The 16,330-nt window shown below is 61.5% G+C and carries 13 protein-coding genes; 4 read left to right on the forward strand and 9 right to left on the reverse strand.

Annotated elements, in window-relative coordinates; genetic code table 11:
* Nucleotides 1-57: 57 nt before the first annotated feature.
* Complete coding sequence (locus NAV32_RS06805) at nucleotides 58-948, forward strand: cache domain-containing protein (RefSeq protein ID WP_256052041.1); 891 nt, start codon at nucleotides 58-60, stop codon at nucleotides 946-948.
* A 65-nt stretch (nucleotides 949-1,013) separates the two neighbouring features.
* Here the strand turns inward: NAV32_RS06805 and NAV32_RS06810 are convergent, their stop codons facing one another.
* The gene (locus NAV32_RS06810; RefSeq protein ID WP_256052042.1) at nucleotides 1,014-3,563 is read right to left on the reverse strand and encodes a TRAP transporter permease; all 2,550 of its coding nucleotides are present in this window, start codon (nucleotides 3,561-3,563) and stop codon (nucleotides 1,014-1,016) included.
* 123 nt (nucleotides 3,564-3,686) lie between these two features.
* A complete protein-coding gene (locus tag NAV32_RS06815; protein ID WP_256052043.1) occupies nucleotides 3,687-4,652 on the reverse strand; it encodes a TAXI family TRAP transporter solute-binding subunit in 966 nt (321 codons plus the stop codon).
* 506 nt (nucleotides 4,653-5,158) lie between these two features.
* On the opposite strand from NAV32_RS06815, the gene NAV32_RS06820 reads away from it, so the two are divergent.
* Nucleotides 5,159-6,748: a methyl-accepting chemotaxis protein gene (locus NAV32_RS06820; protein ID WP_256052044.1), complete on the forward strand. Its 1,590-nt coding sequence runs from the start codon at nucleotides 5,159-5,161 to the stop codon at nucleotides 6,746-6,748.
* Between the two features lie 37 nt (nucleotides 6,749-6,785).
* On the opposite strand, the gene NAV32_RS06825 is transcribed toward NAV32_RS06820, so the two are convergent.
* From NAV32_RS06825 to NAV32_RS06840, 4 genes are all read right to left on the reverse strand, one after another.
* Nucleotides 6,786-8,015, reverse strand: a complete 1,230-nt coding sequence (locus NAV32_RS06825; RefSeq protein ID WP_256052045.1) for a nucleoside recognition domain-containing protein — start codon at nucleotides 8,013-8,015, stop codon at nucleotides 6,786-6,788.
* Between the two features lie 191 nt (nucleotides 8,016-8,206).
* Complete coding sequence (locus NAV32_RS06830; RefSeq protein ID WP_003282841.1) at nucleotides 8,207-8,377, reverse strand: DUF1328 domain-containing protein; 171 nt, start codon at nucleotides 8,375-8,377, stop codon at nucleotides 8,207-8,209.
* Between the two features lie 70 nt (nucleotides 8,378-8,447).
* On the reverse strand, nucleotides 8,448-8,684 hold the full coding sequence (locus NAV32_RS06835) for a hypothetical protein (protein WP_256052046.1): 237 nt from the start codon (nucleotides 8,682-8,684) through the stop codon (nucleotides 8,448-8,450).
* Between the two features lie 187 nt (nucleotides 8,685-8,871).
* On the reverse strand, nucleotides 8,872-9,306 hold the full coding sequence (locus NAV32_RS06840; RefSeq protein ID WP_256052047.1) for a PA2169 family four-helix-bundle protein: 435 nt from the start codon (nucleotides 9,304-9,306) through the stop codon (nucleotides 8,872-8,874).
* 310 nt (nucleotides 9,307-9,616) lie between these two features.
* Between NAV32_RS06840 and algB the strand changes: the two genes are divergently transcribed.
* On the forward strand, nucleotides 9,617-10,963 hold the full coding sequence (gene algB / locus NAV32_RS06845) for a sigma-54-dependent response regulator transcription factor AlgB (RefSeq protein WP_256052048.1): 1,347 nt from the start codon (nucleotides 9,617-9,619) through the stop codon (nucleotides 10,961-10,963).
* Nucleotides 10,960-12,747: a KinB sensor domain-containing domain gene (locus NAV32_RS06850; RefSeq protein ID WP_256052049.1), complete on the forward strand. Its 1,788-nt coding sequence runs from the start codon at nucleotides 10,960-10,962 to the stop codon at nucleotides 12,745-12,747. The genes algB and NAV32_RS06850 overlap by 4 nt, the downstream gene beginning before the upstream one ends.
* A gap of 33 nt (nucleotides 12,748-12,780) precedes the next feature.
* On the opposite strand, the gene NAV32_RS06855 is transcribed toward NAV32_RS06850, so the two are convergent.
* The 3 genes from NAV32_RS06855 to NAV32_RS06865 are packed head-to-tail and all read right to left on the reverse strand — an operon-like array spanning nucleotide 12,781 to nucleotide 16,324.
* On the reverse strand, nucleotides 12,781-13,557 hold the full coding sequence (locus NAV32_RS06855) for an N-acetylmuramoyl-L-alanine amidase (protein WP_256052050.1): 777 nt from the start codon (nucleotides 13,555-13,557) through the stop codon (nucleotides 12,781-12,783).
* A gap of 5 nt (nucleotides 13,558-13,562) precedes the next feature.
* Nucleotides 13,563-15,458 carry a GGDEF domain-containing protein gene (locus NAV32_RS06860; protein WP_256052051.1) on the reverse strand — a complete coding sequence of 632 codons (1,896 nt, stop codon included), beginning with the start codon at nucleotides 15,456-15,458 and terminating at the stop codon, nucleotides 13,563-13,565.
* The gene (locus NAV32_RS06865) at nucleotides 15,455-16,324 is read right to left on the reverse strand and encodes an endonuclease/exonuclease/phosphatase family protein (RefSeq protein ID WP_256052052.1); all 870 of its coding nucleotides are present in this window, start codon (nucleotides 16,322-16,324) and stop codon (nucleotides 15,455-15,457) included. The genes NAV32_RS06860 and NAV32_RS06865 overlap by 4 nt, the downstream gene beginning before the upstream one ends.
* Between the last annotated feature and the right edge of the window lie 6 nt (nucleotides 16,325-16,330).

Raw genomic sequence — 16,330 nt, forward strand, 5'->3', positions numbered from 1 at the left:
GGGCAATAGGATGAATTCAGGTAGTCCCATCACCGGTCTTATGGCCAGGAGCAATCGATGAAATTGAATAACAGGAACCTGCTGATCCTCTCGCTCGGGGCGTTACTGAGTGCTGCGCCGCTCGCCCAGGCCATCGCCGACACTCCCCAGGCCAAGGGTTCGGTCGAGCGCAACGAGGCCCGACAGGCCGGCAACCTGCTGGACCGTGCTGTCGCGCATCTGCAACGCAATGGCCCCGAGCAGTCGCTGGCAGCGTTCAATGACCGCAAGGGCAGCTTTGTCGATGGCGAGTACTACCTGTTCACCCTCGGTCTCGATGGCACCATGCTTTCCAGCAATGGCGCTTCCCGCGCACTGGTCGGCTTGAACGTACTGGACCTCAGGGACGCCGCCGGCAAGCCGTTCATCAGCGAAATCATCGACAAGGCCAGAACCGCCGATAACGGCGTGGTTGCCTATCACTGGCTCAATCCGGTCGACAACAGGGTGGAAAACAAGGTGAGTCAGTACCGTAAGGTCGGCGAGCATATTCTTGCCGTCGGCTATTACATCCCGCGCGCCTCGGCCGAACAGGCACGCAGGATGCTCGACAAGGCTGTTGCGCTGATGAAGCACACGGACGCCGAGCACGCGTTTAAAACCTTCAATGACCCCCAGGGCGGCTTCGTGACCAACGACGAGTATGTCTTCGTCATCGGCCTGGAGGATGGCAAGTACCGGGCCAGCGGAGCTTCACCAAACCTGGTCGGCGTCGACGTGCGCGAAGTCAGCGACGCCGCCGGCACCCCGCTGTTCAAGCAGATGATCGCGCTGGCCAGGGACAAGGGCACCGGGACCGTCGATTACGTCTGGCGCAACCCGGCCACCAATGCCGTGGAGCAGAAGCACACGCTGATCCAGCGCTTCGACGACGTCCTGCTGGGCGTGGGCTATTACTCGCCCAACTGAGTCCGCAGGCCGCAAAGAACAACCCCCGGCAAGCCGGGGGTTGAAGTGCAAAACCTGCAGCGCTGTCAGCGTTTCAACCGCCGCCGCTGCATCCACACGATGATGCCGAACAGCAGAAGCCCCGGAATCCACATCCATTCCTTGGCCCAGCGGTCAGTCGGCGCGCGCACCCTGAGAATCTCCTGATCGAACTCCAGCCCCAGGTCGGCGGCAGTGCTGCCGAAGGCCACGCTGTCGACCAGAACCTTGCCCTCTTCCTGGTATAGCGACAGACCCAGCTTCTCCAGTTTCTGCTCACCGCTCTCGCCATCGGGGATGGCCAGCAGCAGCGTGAACTCGCGCGGATCGCCTACCGCATCCTCGCCACGAATGCGCAGGCGCAACTGGCTGTCGTCATCCACGACCTCCAGCGCCTGGACCAGCTCCGCAGGTGGAATGTTCCGGTAGGGGTCATGCACGATGTCCATCCAGAAGCCGGGACGGAACAGGGTGAAGGCCACCAGCAGCAGCAGCACGCTCTCGTACCAGCGGCTGCGCGTCAGGAAATAGCCCTGGGTGCCGGCGGCGAATATCAGCATGGCGATGGTCGCCACGATGAAGATCAGCACGCCATGCCAGAAGTCCACGTTGATCAGCAGCAGATCGGTATTGAAGATGAACAGGAACGGCAAGGCGACCGTGCGCAGGCTGTAGTAGAACGCCTGGATGCCCGTCTTGATCGGATCACCCTTGGAGACCGCCGCCGCCGCGAACGAGGCCAGCCCCACCGGCGGCGTCACGTCAGCCATGATGCCGAAGTAGAAGACGAACAGATGCACGGCGATCAGCGGCACGATCAGGCCGTTCTGCTGGCCAAGCGCGACCACGACCGGTGCCAACAGGCTGGACACGACGATGTAGTTGGCCGTGGTCGGCAGGCCCATGCCGAGGACCAGACTGAAAATGGCAACCAGCACCAGCATCAGCAGCAGGTTGCCCATCGACAGTATCTCGACCAGATCGGCCAGCACCAGCCCGACGCCTGTCTGCGACACGGCACCGACGATGACGCCCGCGGCAGCAGTGGCGATGCCGATACCGATCATGTTGCGCGCGCCGGCGATCAGGCCTTCACGCAGGTCGACCAGGCCTTCACCAAAGCCGCCATGCACCGCACCGCCATCACCGCGCATCCAGGTCAGCAGCGGACGCTGGGTGAGCAGAATGATCACCAGCATTACCGTACCCCAGAATGCCGACAGGCCGGGTGACAGCCGCTCGATCATCAGGCACCAGACCAGCACCACGACCGGGAGCAGGAAATGCAGGCCCGAGAGCAGCACAGCACGCATCTGCGGCAGCTTGTCCAGCGGCTTGTCCGGGTCTTCCGGGGGCAGCGGCGGATTGCTTGCGGCGACCTTCAGCAAACCCAGATACACCAGAGCCAGCAGCACCCCGATTCCCGGCAGGGCATAGTCGCCCAGCGCAGGCTTCAACCAGCCAAGACCGAAGTACACCGCCAGCGACAAACCCGAGATCAGCGCAGCGCCAAAGGCAAAGCCGGTCAGGCGGCGCAGCCAGGGTTTGGGCTGATGATTGCCGATGGGCTGCATGTCCTGCTTGAGCGCTTCCAGGTGGACGATATAGAGCAGCGCGATATAGGAAATCGCCGCCGGCAGAAAGGCATGCTTGATGATTTCGACATAGGGAATGCCGACATACTCGACCATCAGGAAGGCCGCTGCACCCATCACCGGCGGCATGATCTGGCCATTGACCGAAGAGGCCACTTCCACCGCGCCAGCCTTCTCCTTGGAGAAGCCAACCTTCTTCATCATCGGAATGGTGAAGGTGCCGGTGGTCACCACGTTGGCGATGGACGAACCGGAAATCAGCCCCGTCATACCAGAGGCAACCACGGCTGCCTTGGCCGGCCCGCCACGCAGGTGACCCAGCATGCTGAACGCCAGCTGGATGAAGTAATGGCCGGCGCCGGCGCGGTCAAGCAAAGCCCCGAAGAGTACGAAAAGAAACACGAAACTGGTCGAGACACCCAGCGCAATGCCGAACACACCCTCAGTGGTGATCCACTGGTGATTGGCCATCGCCGTGAAGCTGACGCCGCGGTGCGCCAGCAATCCCGGCATCCAGGGGCCGGCCAGGCTGTAGACGATAAAAATCAGCGCGATGACGGTCAGCGGTGGCCCGAGGACGCGCCGGGTAGCTTCGAGCAGCAGCGGAATGCCGATACAGGCGGTCACCAGATCAGCCGTGGTCAGGCTGCCCGGACGCATGGCCAGGTCCTGATAGAAGATGAACAGATAAGCAGCGCTCGCGGCAGCCACCAGGCTTAACGCGATGTCGATCAGCGGTACGCGATTGCGCGGCGAGCGCTTGAAGGCCGGATAGGCAAGAAACGCCAGCAGCAACGCAAACGCCAGGTGAATGGCTCGGGTTTCGGTGTCGTTGAGTACGCCGAAACGCAGCATGAACGGCAAGGGCGAGGCGATCCAGAGCTGGAACAGCGACCATGCCAGCGCCAGCCCGGCGATGACATGCGCCATCACGCCCTGGGGCAAACGCGCACCGACGTCCTGAGCGATCAGTTCTTCGGTGGAAAGGTGTTTGTCTTGCATGAAGAGAACCTGTTCATTTCAGGTAACGAAAATCGCGAAAACCCGTGGCATGGTGCTCACGGGTTTCCCAGGCGACTGCCGCGACGAAGCGTCACGGCATCGATGCATAGCCTGAAAGGGCGATTACATCCAGCCGCGTTCCTTGTAGTAACGCTCGGCACCTTCATGCAAAGGTGCGGACAGGCCGACCTTGATCATGTCTTCCGGCTTGAGATCCTTGAATGCCGGGTGCAGACGCTGGAAGCGGTCAATGTTCTCGAATACCGACTTGACCAGCTGATAGACCACTTCGGCATCGACCTTGCTGGTGGTGGACAGAACAGCCTTGCCGCCAATGGACTGAGTTGCGCCATCGTTACCCTTGTACAGACCGCCAGGGATCTCGGCCTTGGTGTAGTAGCTCTTCTGCGCCAGCAGTTCGTCGATTTCCGGCCCGGTTATCGGCACCAGCATGGCATCGACGGTGGTGGTGGCTTCCTGGATCGCGCCATTGGGATGACCGACGAAGTAAGTCATGGCATCGATATTGTTGTCGCTCAGAGCGCTGGCCTGCTCGGCCGGCTTGAGTTCAGCAGCCAGGGTGAACACCGATTGGTCCCAGCCTTTCACCTGCATGATCTCGTCGAGCGTGTCACGCTGACCTGAACCGGGGTTGCCGATGTTCACACGCTTGCCCTTGAGATCATCCAGTCCCTTGATGTTGGCATCGCGGCGCGCCAGCACGGTGAAGACTTCGCTCTGCAGCGAAAAGACTGCACGGATATCCTCCATCGCGCCTTCGCTGGTAAAGGGCGCAACGCCCTCCATCGCCTTGTACTGATGGTCCGACTGCATGATGCCGAAATTGAATTCGCCGCTGCGCAGGCCGTTGACGTTGGCCACACCGCCACCGCTGGCCGGCGCGTTGCACTTGAGATTATCGGCATTGCGATTGACGAAGCGGCAGATCGACTGACCGGCCACGTAATAAACGCCGGTCTGGCCACCGGTACCAATGGTGACAAAACGCTCTTGTGCCTGTGCCATGCCGCTCAAACCGGTTCCCGCCAACGCGGCGGAAAATATCCATGCCAAGGATTTGCCTTTCATGGATCCACTCCTTTATTGATTATTTTGGATTGTCTCGCCCCGCCTCGTGAGCCATGGCGATAAGGTCGGAGTCTAGCAGGCCATCAACGTTTTACGACCACCCGATCGACTCCTGATCGCACACTTTTCAGGCGTGAGCTGCATACGCTATCGCCCCCACCTACGCACTATGACTCTGCCATCCAGACTGCCGTTCCCCACGCGGGCGCGGCCCTAAAAGACCACCAAAGTTCACATTCAACACAAATGACGCCATAAATCTGACACCCCGTGACATGAACTGCGCCGATATACGTAAAACCGTCATAAAATTTCTTTAAGTTGAAACAAAAAAAGATGATGATGCGCGTGAAATCGGTGCTGGCTGAAGGCCACCTGCCTGATTCGAGAAGCACAGGCTTCAAAGCAACATCGAATACATAAAAGATCACGCACCCCATTCGGGCCAACGTGTCATGTGAACCGCCTTGCATTCGTCCTCCTCCATCCATGGAAGGTAGCGCAACATGCGAGTAAATCAGCCCGTAAGCGGGCACGAAATCAGCGTCAGCGATAACGCCAATATCCTTTCGACCACCGACCTCAGGGGTCATATCACCTACGCCAACCCGGACTTTATCGAGATCTCCGGTTTCAACGAAGCCGAGTTGCTCGGCCAGCCGCACAACCTGGTCAGACACCCGGACATGCCGGCAGAAGCCTTCAAAGGTCTGTGGCAAAGCGTCCAGGCGGGACATTCCTGGATGGGCGTGGTGAAGAACCGCTGCAAGAACGGTGATCACTACTGGGTCAGCGCCTTTGTCACGCCGATCAGCCGCGACGGCAAGGTAGTCGAGTACCAGTCCGTACGGGTCAAACCGAAACCCGAGCAGATCCGCGCCGCCGAAGCGCTCTATAGCGACTTGCAGAACAAGCGCCGGCCACGCGCCCTGCGCCCCCGCTGGATGCCGGGCTTCTGTGGCAGGGCCAGTCTTCTGGCCGCCCTCGGATCTGCCACTGGTATCGGCGCTGGTGCAATCCTGGGTGGTTTTGCGGTATTGCCCGCACTCCTCAGCGCCGCTGCCGGTGGGCTTTTGGCTGCCGCACTGGTGGCGCAATCGCTGGCACCCCTGCGGGGGCTGGTGGCACAAGCGCGCCAGATCGGCAGCAATCCTTACAGCCAGTGGGTCTACACCGGGCGCAAGGACGAGATTGGTGAAATCGCCTTTGCCATGAAGCTGATGGAAACCGAATCCGGCGCCATGGTCGGTCGCATCACGGACGCCAGCCATCGACTGAACGAAAACGCCAATACATTGCTGGCCGCCATGCAGAGCAGCAGCCAGAGCGCATCACGCCAGCAGCAGGACACCGATCAGGTGGCTACCGCCATCGAGCAGATGGTTGCCAGCGTTCAGGAGGTCGCCAACAGCATGCAGCTCACCGCCGAGGTCACGGCTCGGGCGCACGACGAGTCGGACGCCGGTCGCCAGGTCGTCAGCCGCACTGGCAGCAGCATCAACCGTCTGGCCAATGACATCCAGCAGGCCGCCGTGGCCATTCAGGAGGTCGAGACCCGCAGCCTCGATATCAGCCGCATGCTCGACGTGATTCGCGGTATCGCCGAACAGACCAACCTGCTTGCACTCAACGCAGCGATCGAGGCGGCACGTGCCGGTGAACAGGGTCGGGGCTTCGCGGTAGTGGCCGATGAAGTGCGCGGACTGGCCTCACGCACCACCTCGGCCACCGCCGAGATCCAGACCATGATCGCCACGCTGCAGACAGGCTCGCGACATGCAGTGGACGTCATGCAGCGCAGTCGCGAACAAGCGGAAAACAGCGTCGTCCAAGCCGGCGAGGCAGACCAGGCATTGCAGGACATCAATGCCCGGGTGGGTGAGATCAGCGCCATGGGCGCACGCATCGTCGCCGCCGTGCAGCAGCAAAGCACGGCCAGCGAGGCGATCAATCAGAGTGTCGCCAGCATTCGCCAGAGCACGGACAATCAGGTCGTAACGGGGCTGCAGAGCCAGGAATGTGCAGCTGATGTTGCCTTGCTGGCCGAGCGCATGCAGGGCCTCGCGCTGCAGTTCTGGGGGCGTCGACGCGCCTGAAACAAGGCCTTCCTGCATGGCTGGAAAACACCTTGTTTCAACCGAAGAACCAGTAGCAGACCAGAATCGCCGCCACCACGCCGGCGAAGTCGGCCACCAGCGCACAGCCCACGGCATGCCGTGCACGCTGGAGACCAACCGCACCGAAATAGACGGCCAGCACGTAGAAGGTGGTTTCGGTACTGCCCTGCAGGGTGGCCGCAACCAGTGCCGGGAAGCTGTCGACGCCATGGCTCTGCATGGTTTCGATCAGCATCGCCCGCGCCGCGCTGCCGGAGAACGGCTTGACCAGCGCGGTGGGCATCGCATCGACAAAACGGGTATCCCAGCCGAACGCTTCGACCAGCCAGCGAATGCCATCAAGACCGAACTCCAGTGCGCCAGAGGCGCGCAGGGCGCCAACTGCCACCAGCATGGCGACCAGATAGGGCAGCAGGCTCTTGGCTACATCGAAGCCCTCCTTGGCGCCCTCAACGAAGCTTTCGTACACCTGCACCTTGCGCAACGCGCCCACCACCAGAAAGGTGATGATCAGGCCGAACAGCGTCAGGTTGCCCAGCAGTGACGACAGCTGGGCCAGCGCCACCGATGACAGGCTGGCCAGCAGGCCCATGAAGGCGCCCAGCAGCAGCGCACCCGGGATCAGATAGGCCAACACCACCGGATCCCACAGGCGCAGGCGCTGCATCAACGCCACAGACAGCAGCCCGGCCAGGGTAGAAGCACTGGTGGCGAGCAGAATCGGCAGGAACACCAGAGTCGGGTCCTCAGCCCCCTGCTGCACGCGGTACATGAAGATCGATACCGGCAGCAGCGTCAGGGAGGACGTATTGAGCACCAGAAAGAGAATCTGCGCGTTACTCGCCGTGGTACTTGAAGGATTGAGTTCCTGCAGTGAACGCATGGCCTTGAGGCCGATGGGGGTGGCGGCATTGTCCAGACCCAGGCCGTTGGCAGCGAAGTTCAGCGTGATCAGCCCAAGCGCCGGATGCCCACGTGGAACCTCGGGCATCAACCGGGCAAACAGCGGACCGAGCGCGCGACCCAGCAGCTCGATCAGTCCGGCCTTCTCGGCAATACGCAGAAAACCCAGCCACAGCGTCAAGGTGCCGAACAGCACGACCATGACTTCCACGGCCAGCCTGGCCATGGCGAACAGGCTTTCCACCAGCGCCGCGAACACCGCTGGATCGCCCCCCACCAGCCAACGCAGCAGCGCGGCCAGTGCGGCGATCAGGAAAAAGCCTAGCCAGAGGCCGTTGAGCATGTCGTGTTTCTCCGCAAATCAGCACCGCAGGGATTGCGCGCGATGATAGCGGCGCACAAGGACAACGGCCATGCGCACGGGTATCGACAGTGCATCAGGGAGAAAAACAAGGAACGAGCCAACAGGCCCAGGAAGACGGCCTGTCGGATTACTGCGGGGATTGCAGCCGCCCTTGCGGGCGGCTCATTGCATCAGACACGCGGCCCGCGACCCCGACCGAAGATCAGCGATGCTACAAACAGCACCAGAAAAACCACGAACAGAATCTTGGCGATACCTGTCGCAGTACCTGCGATACCACCGAACCCAAGCACGGCAGCAATGATGGCGATGATCAGGAATGTAATGGCCCAACTCAGCATGGTGTGACTCCTCTTCGGCTCAGAAACATCTTCAGCGAGACCGCCAACTGACGACGGCTGGCTCTACGACTCAGAAAACCCAGCGCTGCCCCGGTTGCAACTGCAGGGCATCACCCCTGTTCGCTGCCGGTCCGGTTTGCACGATTCCTATTGGTTGAGCGTCGTACAGGCGAATTCGTTCCACAGATTCATGGGGTGTCTGGCTGAACGGTTGCGACATGGGCTGTTCGGCACCAATGATCAGCGTGACCACCGCAGCAGCAAGAAACCCTTTACCAACCAGTGAGAAGCGCGCTTGACGATTCATCCTCAACTCCCTCCAGGCATGCGTGCAAACCATCTGCGTTCAGGTGTTGTATTGCAGACCTCATGCCAGCTCGAATAAGTTATTTTTTCTTTATTTATCAAATAGTTATCAAAGCAAATAACAAACCTTCCAACTTATATTGCACGATGACTCAATTGCCTTCGTGCGCTTTGCATGACTGTCTTATCTAGCCCTTCTCGCCATGATTGAGCCGGTGCATACGCTCGTGGCAGGCGCGGATTTTGGGCAGCTCGATGGCCAGCAGCGCACGCACATCAGGCTCTGCGCTTTTCAGCGCATCCTCGAAGGCGGTGAGGATGCGTTCCTCGGTCTGATCCAGCTGATCCACATAGACCGCATCGGCATGGCCAAGCCGCGCCTTGGTGTCGGCGTAGATTTCACGCATTTTTCCGGCCATAGTGCCGCCCTGTGCAGGCTGCTGTTGCTGTGCTGCAACCTTTACCGACAACGCCTGAATAATGTGTGTTTTGGCCTGCGCCATATCACGAAACAGATGCTGCAATTCGACATCCTTCACCTCCTCCATCGCATGCTGGTAGAAGTGCTGGCCGTCGCGCGTTATTTCGATGAGCTCGTTGAGTTGCGTCATGTTCTGGTTCATGGATCCTCCGAATACGAGTGCAGATACGCGGTACACGCGCATCACTTTCGGATTCGCAAGCTGCATGCCAGCTGAAAGATAAAATCTTTGCTATGAAAATCAGAGACTTGCTTTGCCGTTTCGCTTGAAAATGGATTGCACGGTGCGGGAAAGACCCATTTACACCGTGCAACTTGCAAGGCTTTTCGTAGACTAACGCAGGCGTCAGGGTCGCTTGCCGTTTCGTCGCGCCCGCGCCGGAGCCAACAGCTCCGAGCACTTCCACCCGATTAGCCAGGCAGCAACGTGCTGCTGCCTGTCTGGAGCATTCATGGATCAAACGACCGACACCGGTGGCCGCATTCTTCTGGTTGATGACGAAGCCGCCATTCTGCGTACGTTCCGCTACTGCCTGGAGGACCGTGGCTACACCGTGGTGACGGCAGCCAGCGCCGCGCAAGCCGAAGCCGTGCTGCAACGGCAGGTGTTCGATCTGTGCTTTCTGGACCTGCGCCTGGGCGAGGACAACGGCCTCGACGTCCTGCAGCAGATGCGCACCCTCGCGCCCTGGATGCGCGTGGTGATTGTCACCGCGCATTCGGCAGTGGATACCGCGGTGGACGCCATGCAGGCGGGCGCGGCGGATTATCTGGTCAAGCCCTGCAGCCCGGAGCAGTTGCGCCTTTCCGCCGCCAAGCAGCTCGAAGTGCGACAGATGGCGGCGCGCCTGGAAGCGCTGGAAGGCGAAATGCGCAAGCGCAACGATGCGCTGGGCTCGCACAGCCCGGCCATGATGGGTGTGCTGGAGACTGCCCGGCAGGTAGCCGATACCGATGCCAACATCCTGATTCTCGGGGAATCCGGCACCGGCAAGGGTGAAGTGGCGCGGGCGATCCACACCTGGAGCCGGCGCTCGAAAAAAGCCTTCATCACCATCAACTGCCCTTCCCTCTCCGCCGAACTGATGGAAAGCGAGCTCTTCGGGCACAACCGCGGCGCCTTTACCGGCGCCACCGAAAGCACTCTCGGACGGGTCAACCAGGCCGATGGCGGCACGCTGTTTCTCGATGAAATCGGCGATTTTCCCTTGGCCTTGCAGCCAAAGTTGCTTCGTTTCATTCAGGACAAGGAGTATGAGCGGGTCGGTGATCCGGTCACGCGCCGGGCCGATGTGCGCATTCTTGCCGCCACCAACCTGAACCTCGAAGAAATGGTTCGCGAAGGACGTTTCCGCGAGGACCTGCTTTATCGCCTCAACGTCATCACCCTGAACCTGCCGCCCATGCGCGAGCGTCCCGAAGACGTGCTGGCGCTGGCCGAGCGCTTCCTGGCCTTCTTCGTCAAGAACTATGGCCGACCGGCCCGAGGCTTCAGCGACGCCGCCACAGCCGCTCTGAAGAGCTATCGCTGGCCCGGCAACGTGCGCGAGCTGCGCAACGTCGTCGAGCGCGCCAGCATTATCTGTCCGCAGGAAATGATCGAGGTCAGCCACCTGGGCCTGGCCGAGCAGGCCGTTGGCAGTGCGCCGCGCATCGGTGAAGCGATGAGCCTCGAAGCACTGGAAAGGGCGCACATTGCCGGGGTGCTGAGCAGCAGCGACACCCTCGATCAGGCCGCCCGAACACTGGGCATCGATGCCTCCACCCTGTACCGCAAGCGCAAGCAATACGGCCTATGAAACTTCAGATGAAGCTGAGAACCCGGCTGTTTCTGGGTTTTTCGGCGTTGATGACCGTTGCACTGCTGGGGTTGGTGCTGGCACTGGTCAGTGTCGTGCAGATGGCCAAAAGTCAGGAAAAGCTGATTCGCGAAAATTTCGGTGTCATCGAAGTCAACCAGCAACTCCGCCAGGCGCTCGGCAACCACCTGCTTATTCTGGTGCGCGAGCAGCGCAGCGGCGAAGCGCTCGGCGAATCCAGCCGGGCCTTTCAGAGCGCACTGGCCAAGGGACTGGCAGAGGCTTCGCAGGAAAGCGACTATCAGAACTATCAGGCCATCGGCAACGCCTACGCCAACTTCCTCAACGAACTGCAGTCCGGCTCCGCTGCGGATCTGACGCTGCTCGAAGACAATCCGCTGAGCCGCGCCTTCAATCAGGTGCGCGAGCTGATGGTCGCCATGCAGCAGAGCGCTTACGACCAGATCCGCGATACCGAGCTGCGGAGCCGTGAGCGCTCGCAGTTGCTGGCCGGGCTGCTGGGCCTGACCGGTGTTGCGGTACTGCTGATCGGCTTCGTCACCGCGCATGGTTTCGCACGACGCCTGGGCGATCCGATCGAGCAGTTGTCCCGGGTCGCCGATCAGATCGGTCGCGGCGACTTCAACATCAGCCTGCCGGCCACGCCCATCGCGGAACTGTCTACGCTGACCCGGCGCTTCGGCCTGATGGCGCAGGCTCTGCACCAGTTCAAGCAAACCAATGTGGAGGCCCTGATCAACGGTCAACAGCGCCTGCAGGCACTGCTCGACAGTATCGATGACGGTCTGCTCATCATTGACCGTCAGGGTCGGCTGGAGCACGCCAACCCGGTTGCACAGCGCCAGCTGGCCTGGGAAGACGAACACATCGGTTCGACACTGGGCGAGGCGCTTGGCAATCCTGAACTGGACGTGGCGGCACAGCAGGTTCTGGCCGACAGGCCGCTGACCGACCCGCCGCAGGACCTGATCATCGAAGCCGATGGCGAACGCCGGCTGCTGGCATGGCGCATAAGCCCGGTGAATCATCACAATGGCAAGATCAGTGGCGCCGTGATGGTGCTGCACGACGTCACCGATCAGCGCACCTTCGAGCGTGTGCGCAACGAATTCGTGTTGCGCGCCTCGCATGAACTGCGCACCCCCGTGACCGGCATGCAGATGGCCTTCAGCCTGCTGCGCGAGCGCACGCAGCTTCCGCCGAGCAGCCGCGAAGCCGAGCTGTTCGAAACCGTGCATGAAGAGATGCAGCGATTGGTCACCCTGATCAACGACCTGTTGAATTTCTCGCGTTATCAGAGTGGCCAGCAGAAACTCGAACCTGCCCCCTGCGCTCCCGACCGGCTACTCAGCGAGGCCCGTCAGCGCTTCCTGGCCACGGCGGCACAGAACGACATCGAGATTACCCTGGAGCTGCAATCCCCGCTTCCCACGCTGCTGCTCGACCGCCAGCAGATGGAGCGGGTATTCGACAACCTGCTCAGCAACGCGCTGCGCCATACCCCGGACGGCGGCGAGATACGCCTGCTCGCCCGGCACCATGGCGAGCGGGTGATTCTGAGTGTGGAGGACAATGGCGAAGGTATTCCCTACAGCCAGCAGGCACGGATCTTCGAGCCCTTCGTGCAGATCGGTCGTCGCCGCGGCGGCGCCGGCCTGGGTCTGGCGCTGTGCAAGGAAATCGTCCAGCTGCACGGTGGCCGCATCGGCGTGCATTCGCGAATCGGTCACGGGACGATTTTCTACATGGCGCTACCGGTATAACAGGCCGCCCCTGCGCCGGGAATTCAACAGGGATCAGGGCGTCGCGCCCAGCGCCGCCAGGATTGCCGCTGTTTCGGCATCAGGCTCACCATCGAAACGTGCCGGCCGGTATTTCATCTGGAATGCCGCGATAACGTTGCGCGTCTCCGGGTCCAGATGACCATGCTCCGGCACCTTGTAGCCCTGCGCAGCGAGTTGCGTCTGAAACCAGGCTACATCCGGCAATTGCAGTGCATACAGACTGCGCTGTCGGGCCATCACGGCGGCATCCGGCCAGGGCACCAGCCCGGCATCGGCCAGGCGCTTCCAGGGGAACAACGGACCAGGATCGACCTTGCGCTGTGGCGCGATATCGCTGTGGCCGACGACCACGCCGGGCTTGAGTCCGTGGCGTTGCATGATGTCCTTTAGCAGAGCGATGAGGGCATCGATCTGCTCATCCGGGTAGGGATACCAGAGCCGCCCCTGCTCGCCTTCGATATAGCCCCGATTGACCAGTTCGATACCGATAGAGCTGGAGTTGAGCCAGGTCCGCCCCTGCCACTGGCTGTCGCCGGCATGCCAGGCCCGCCGATCCTCATCCACCAGCCGGTAGATGGTCGCCGGTGACTCATCGATCAGATAATGGCTGCTGACGCCATCACCCTTGAGGATATCCAGCGAGCGCGCCAGGTCGCTGGAGGTGTAATGCACCACGATGAACTGCACACGGCTGTCATGCCCCACAGAAGCATGACGCGTATCGATGTGCGGACCGGTGGCGCAGCCCGCCAGCAGCATGGAGAAAGTCAGGGCAATCAGCAGCTTCATCGGTATCAGGCCATTTCGATTCGGTTACGCCCGGCACCTTTCGCCCGGTAGAGCGCGCGGTCGGCACGCTCGAACACCTGTTCTGCGCGCTCCGTCCCGACAAAGGCTGCAAGCCCGCCCGACAGGGTGACCTCGGTGCGCTCACCCTTGAAGTGAAACGGGCAGTTCTGAATGCCTTCACGCAGACTCTCGATCAACCGCTGCCCGGCATCAAGCGGTGTTTCGGGGAGCAGCAGGGCAAATTCCTCACCGCCGAAACGGGCGATAAAATCGGTCTTGCGCAGACGCTTGCGCAGCTCGTTGGCGATAATCTTCAGAACCCGGTCGCCGGCCAAATGACCAAAGCTGTCATTGATACGCTTGAAGTGATCGACATCCAACACGGCCAGCAGCAGCTGCCCGCCGTAGCGCTGCTGCCGCGCGACTTCCATTTCCAGCCGCTCATCCCAGGCTGCCCGGTTGGGCAAGTCGGTCAGCGGATCGCGCAGCGCCCTGTTGCGCTGCTCCTGAATATGCTGTCGCATACCGGTGGCGGCCTGTTCAAGACTCGCGACTCGTTCGACCAGCGTATTCAGGCGCTCACCCACCTGCTTTTCATGCTCGCTGCGCTGGCGCTCATAGACATCGACCGTTTCCAGCAGGCCATCCAGCCTCGCCTGCACGGCCCGCTTGAGACTGGGCAGATCACTGGCTTCGAGCATGCTGCTTTGCAGCCCGCCAACCTGCTGGCGCAACTCCTCATCCAGTGACTGCGCGGCTTCCTTGCTGCGGGCATGCCCGTCATGGGTCGCCCCAAGGCTTTCCTGCATGCTGGCCAGACGCTCGTTAAGCAGCTGCAGATAGCTTTCAAACTCACGCTGCCCCTGGTTCGCCACTGCGATCATCAGTTGCGCCAGGTCGTCCAGGACCGGGACCAGCTCGTACCAGTTCAGGCCACGCTGAATGCGCTCGCGCAGCGCCAGAACCTGCGCCTGCTGCGGCTCGCATTGCTGCAGATCGTCGAGCAGGCCGAACAGCATCGACTCCACGCGCTCGGCAATGGCACTGTAAGCCTGCTCCGGCGTTGCAGGCAGCACATAACCCTCCGCCTCCCCGGCAACGGCAGGCAGATCTGCGGCCTGACTTTCCGCTTGCATCGGCGCAGACGGCTCGCCGGAATCGGCATTGGCCTGCAACTCAAAGACCTCACCGTAATCATGCAGCACCGGCAAGGGCTCAGGATTGGCCGGCAGTTCTTCTTCGCTTGCAAGCCGTTCTGCTCCAAGCGACGGCGTCGTCGCAGGGGCTACTGCGGCTGTTTCCTGCGCAACCTGCGAATCGGCATCGAGGGACTCTGCAACGGCTGTATCCATCACAGCCACAGAAGCGGCGACTTCGGCTTCACGCTGACCGAACAACCTGCCGAACAAACCCACCGCGCGCGGGGCGCCCGCCATTTGCACCGTCAACGCCCGATCCTGCAGTTCGCCCAGCTCACCCAGCAGGCCGGGCAGCTCACGCGACTGCGCCGCACGCGTGCGCACCGTGCGTGCGTAGGCTTTCAAAGGCTTGCGTACTTCACTGGGCAACGGCAGCGCCAGCAGCTGCGCAGTCAGACGCTGAAACCCCTGAGCCAGGCGTTCGATACGCGCCTGCTTGTTACGCTCGGTATCCAGCACGGCACGCTCGAGTCGCGGCACCAGCGACGCCAGGCCATGATCCAGATCATCGTCGCGCAGCACTTCGCGCAGGTCGCGCATGCATTGCTCAATCACGGGGTCTGCACCCTCGACCGCAAAACTGCTGCGCACCAGACTGCGCCGCAACAGATCGAGACGGATATTCCAGCGGGCTTCGAGCTGCTCCTGCTGCTCCAGCGAAGCCAGATATTTTTCCTTCCAGCGTGAAGCTTCGTCGTTCATTTGATCCCATCCACCGGGATTGGCCAGGCATTGCCGTGCAGCGCATCAGGCAGGCGGATCTCCACCGCTACCGGCAGGTGATCGGAGGTCGCCTGCGCCAGCACATCGACACGTTCGAGGGTCAGGCTGGGGCTCAGCAGGATATGGTCCAGGCAGCGCTGCGGTCGCCAGCTGGGGAAGGTCGCCGCGATCTGCGGCGCCTGCAAGCCCAGATCGCGCAATGGCGAGTTCTCCAGCAGATCGCTGGCATGGGTGTTCATGTCGCCCATCAGCACCTGATGGCGATAGCCGCCGATCAACTCGCGGATATAGGCCAGCTGGCGTGTGCGGGCGCCGCCGCCCAGCGCCAGGTGCATGACCACCACGACCAGAGCATCCTCGCCCTCACCGAACTTGAGCAGAATCGCACCACGCCCGGACGGCCCTGGCAGAGGATGATCCTCAAGCCCCTGCGGTTCCAGACGACTGAGCACACCGTTGCTGTGCTGGGCAAAGCGACCAAGGTTACGGTTGAGCTGCTGATACCAGTAAGGAAAGGCCCCGAGCTGGGCCAGATGCTCGACCTGATTGACATAACCGGAGCGCAGGCTGCCGCCATCCGCTTCCTGCAGGGCGACCAGATCGTAATTGCCGAGCAATTCGCCAATACGTTGCAGGTTGCTGGCGCGCCCGGCATGCGGCAGCAAATGCTGCCAACTGCGAGTCAGGTAGTGGTGATAACGCTCGGTACTGATCCCCACCTGAATATTGAAACTGAGCAGACGCAGACGGCCATCGCAGGGCAACCCGCTGGCATCGAGACAGTGCGGGTTGACCCTTGCTTGACCTGGGCCAGCCAGGCGCGGTGAACTCCAGCGACGCAACATGCTGCG

The organism is Stutzerimonas stutzeri, from assembly GCF_024448695.1.
Taxonomy (GTDB): Bacteria; Pseudomonadota; Gammaproteobacteria; order Pseudomonadales; family Pseudomonadaceae; genus Stutzerimonas; species Stutzerimonas stutzeri_T.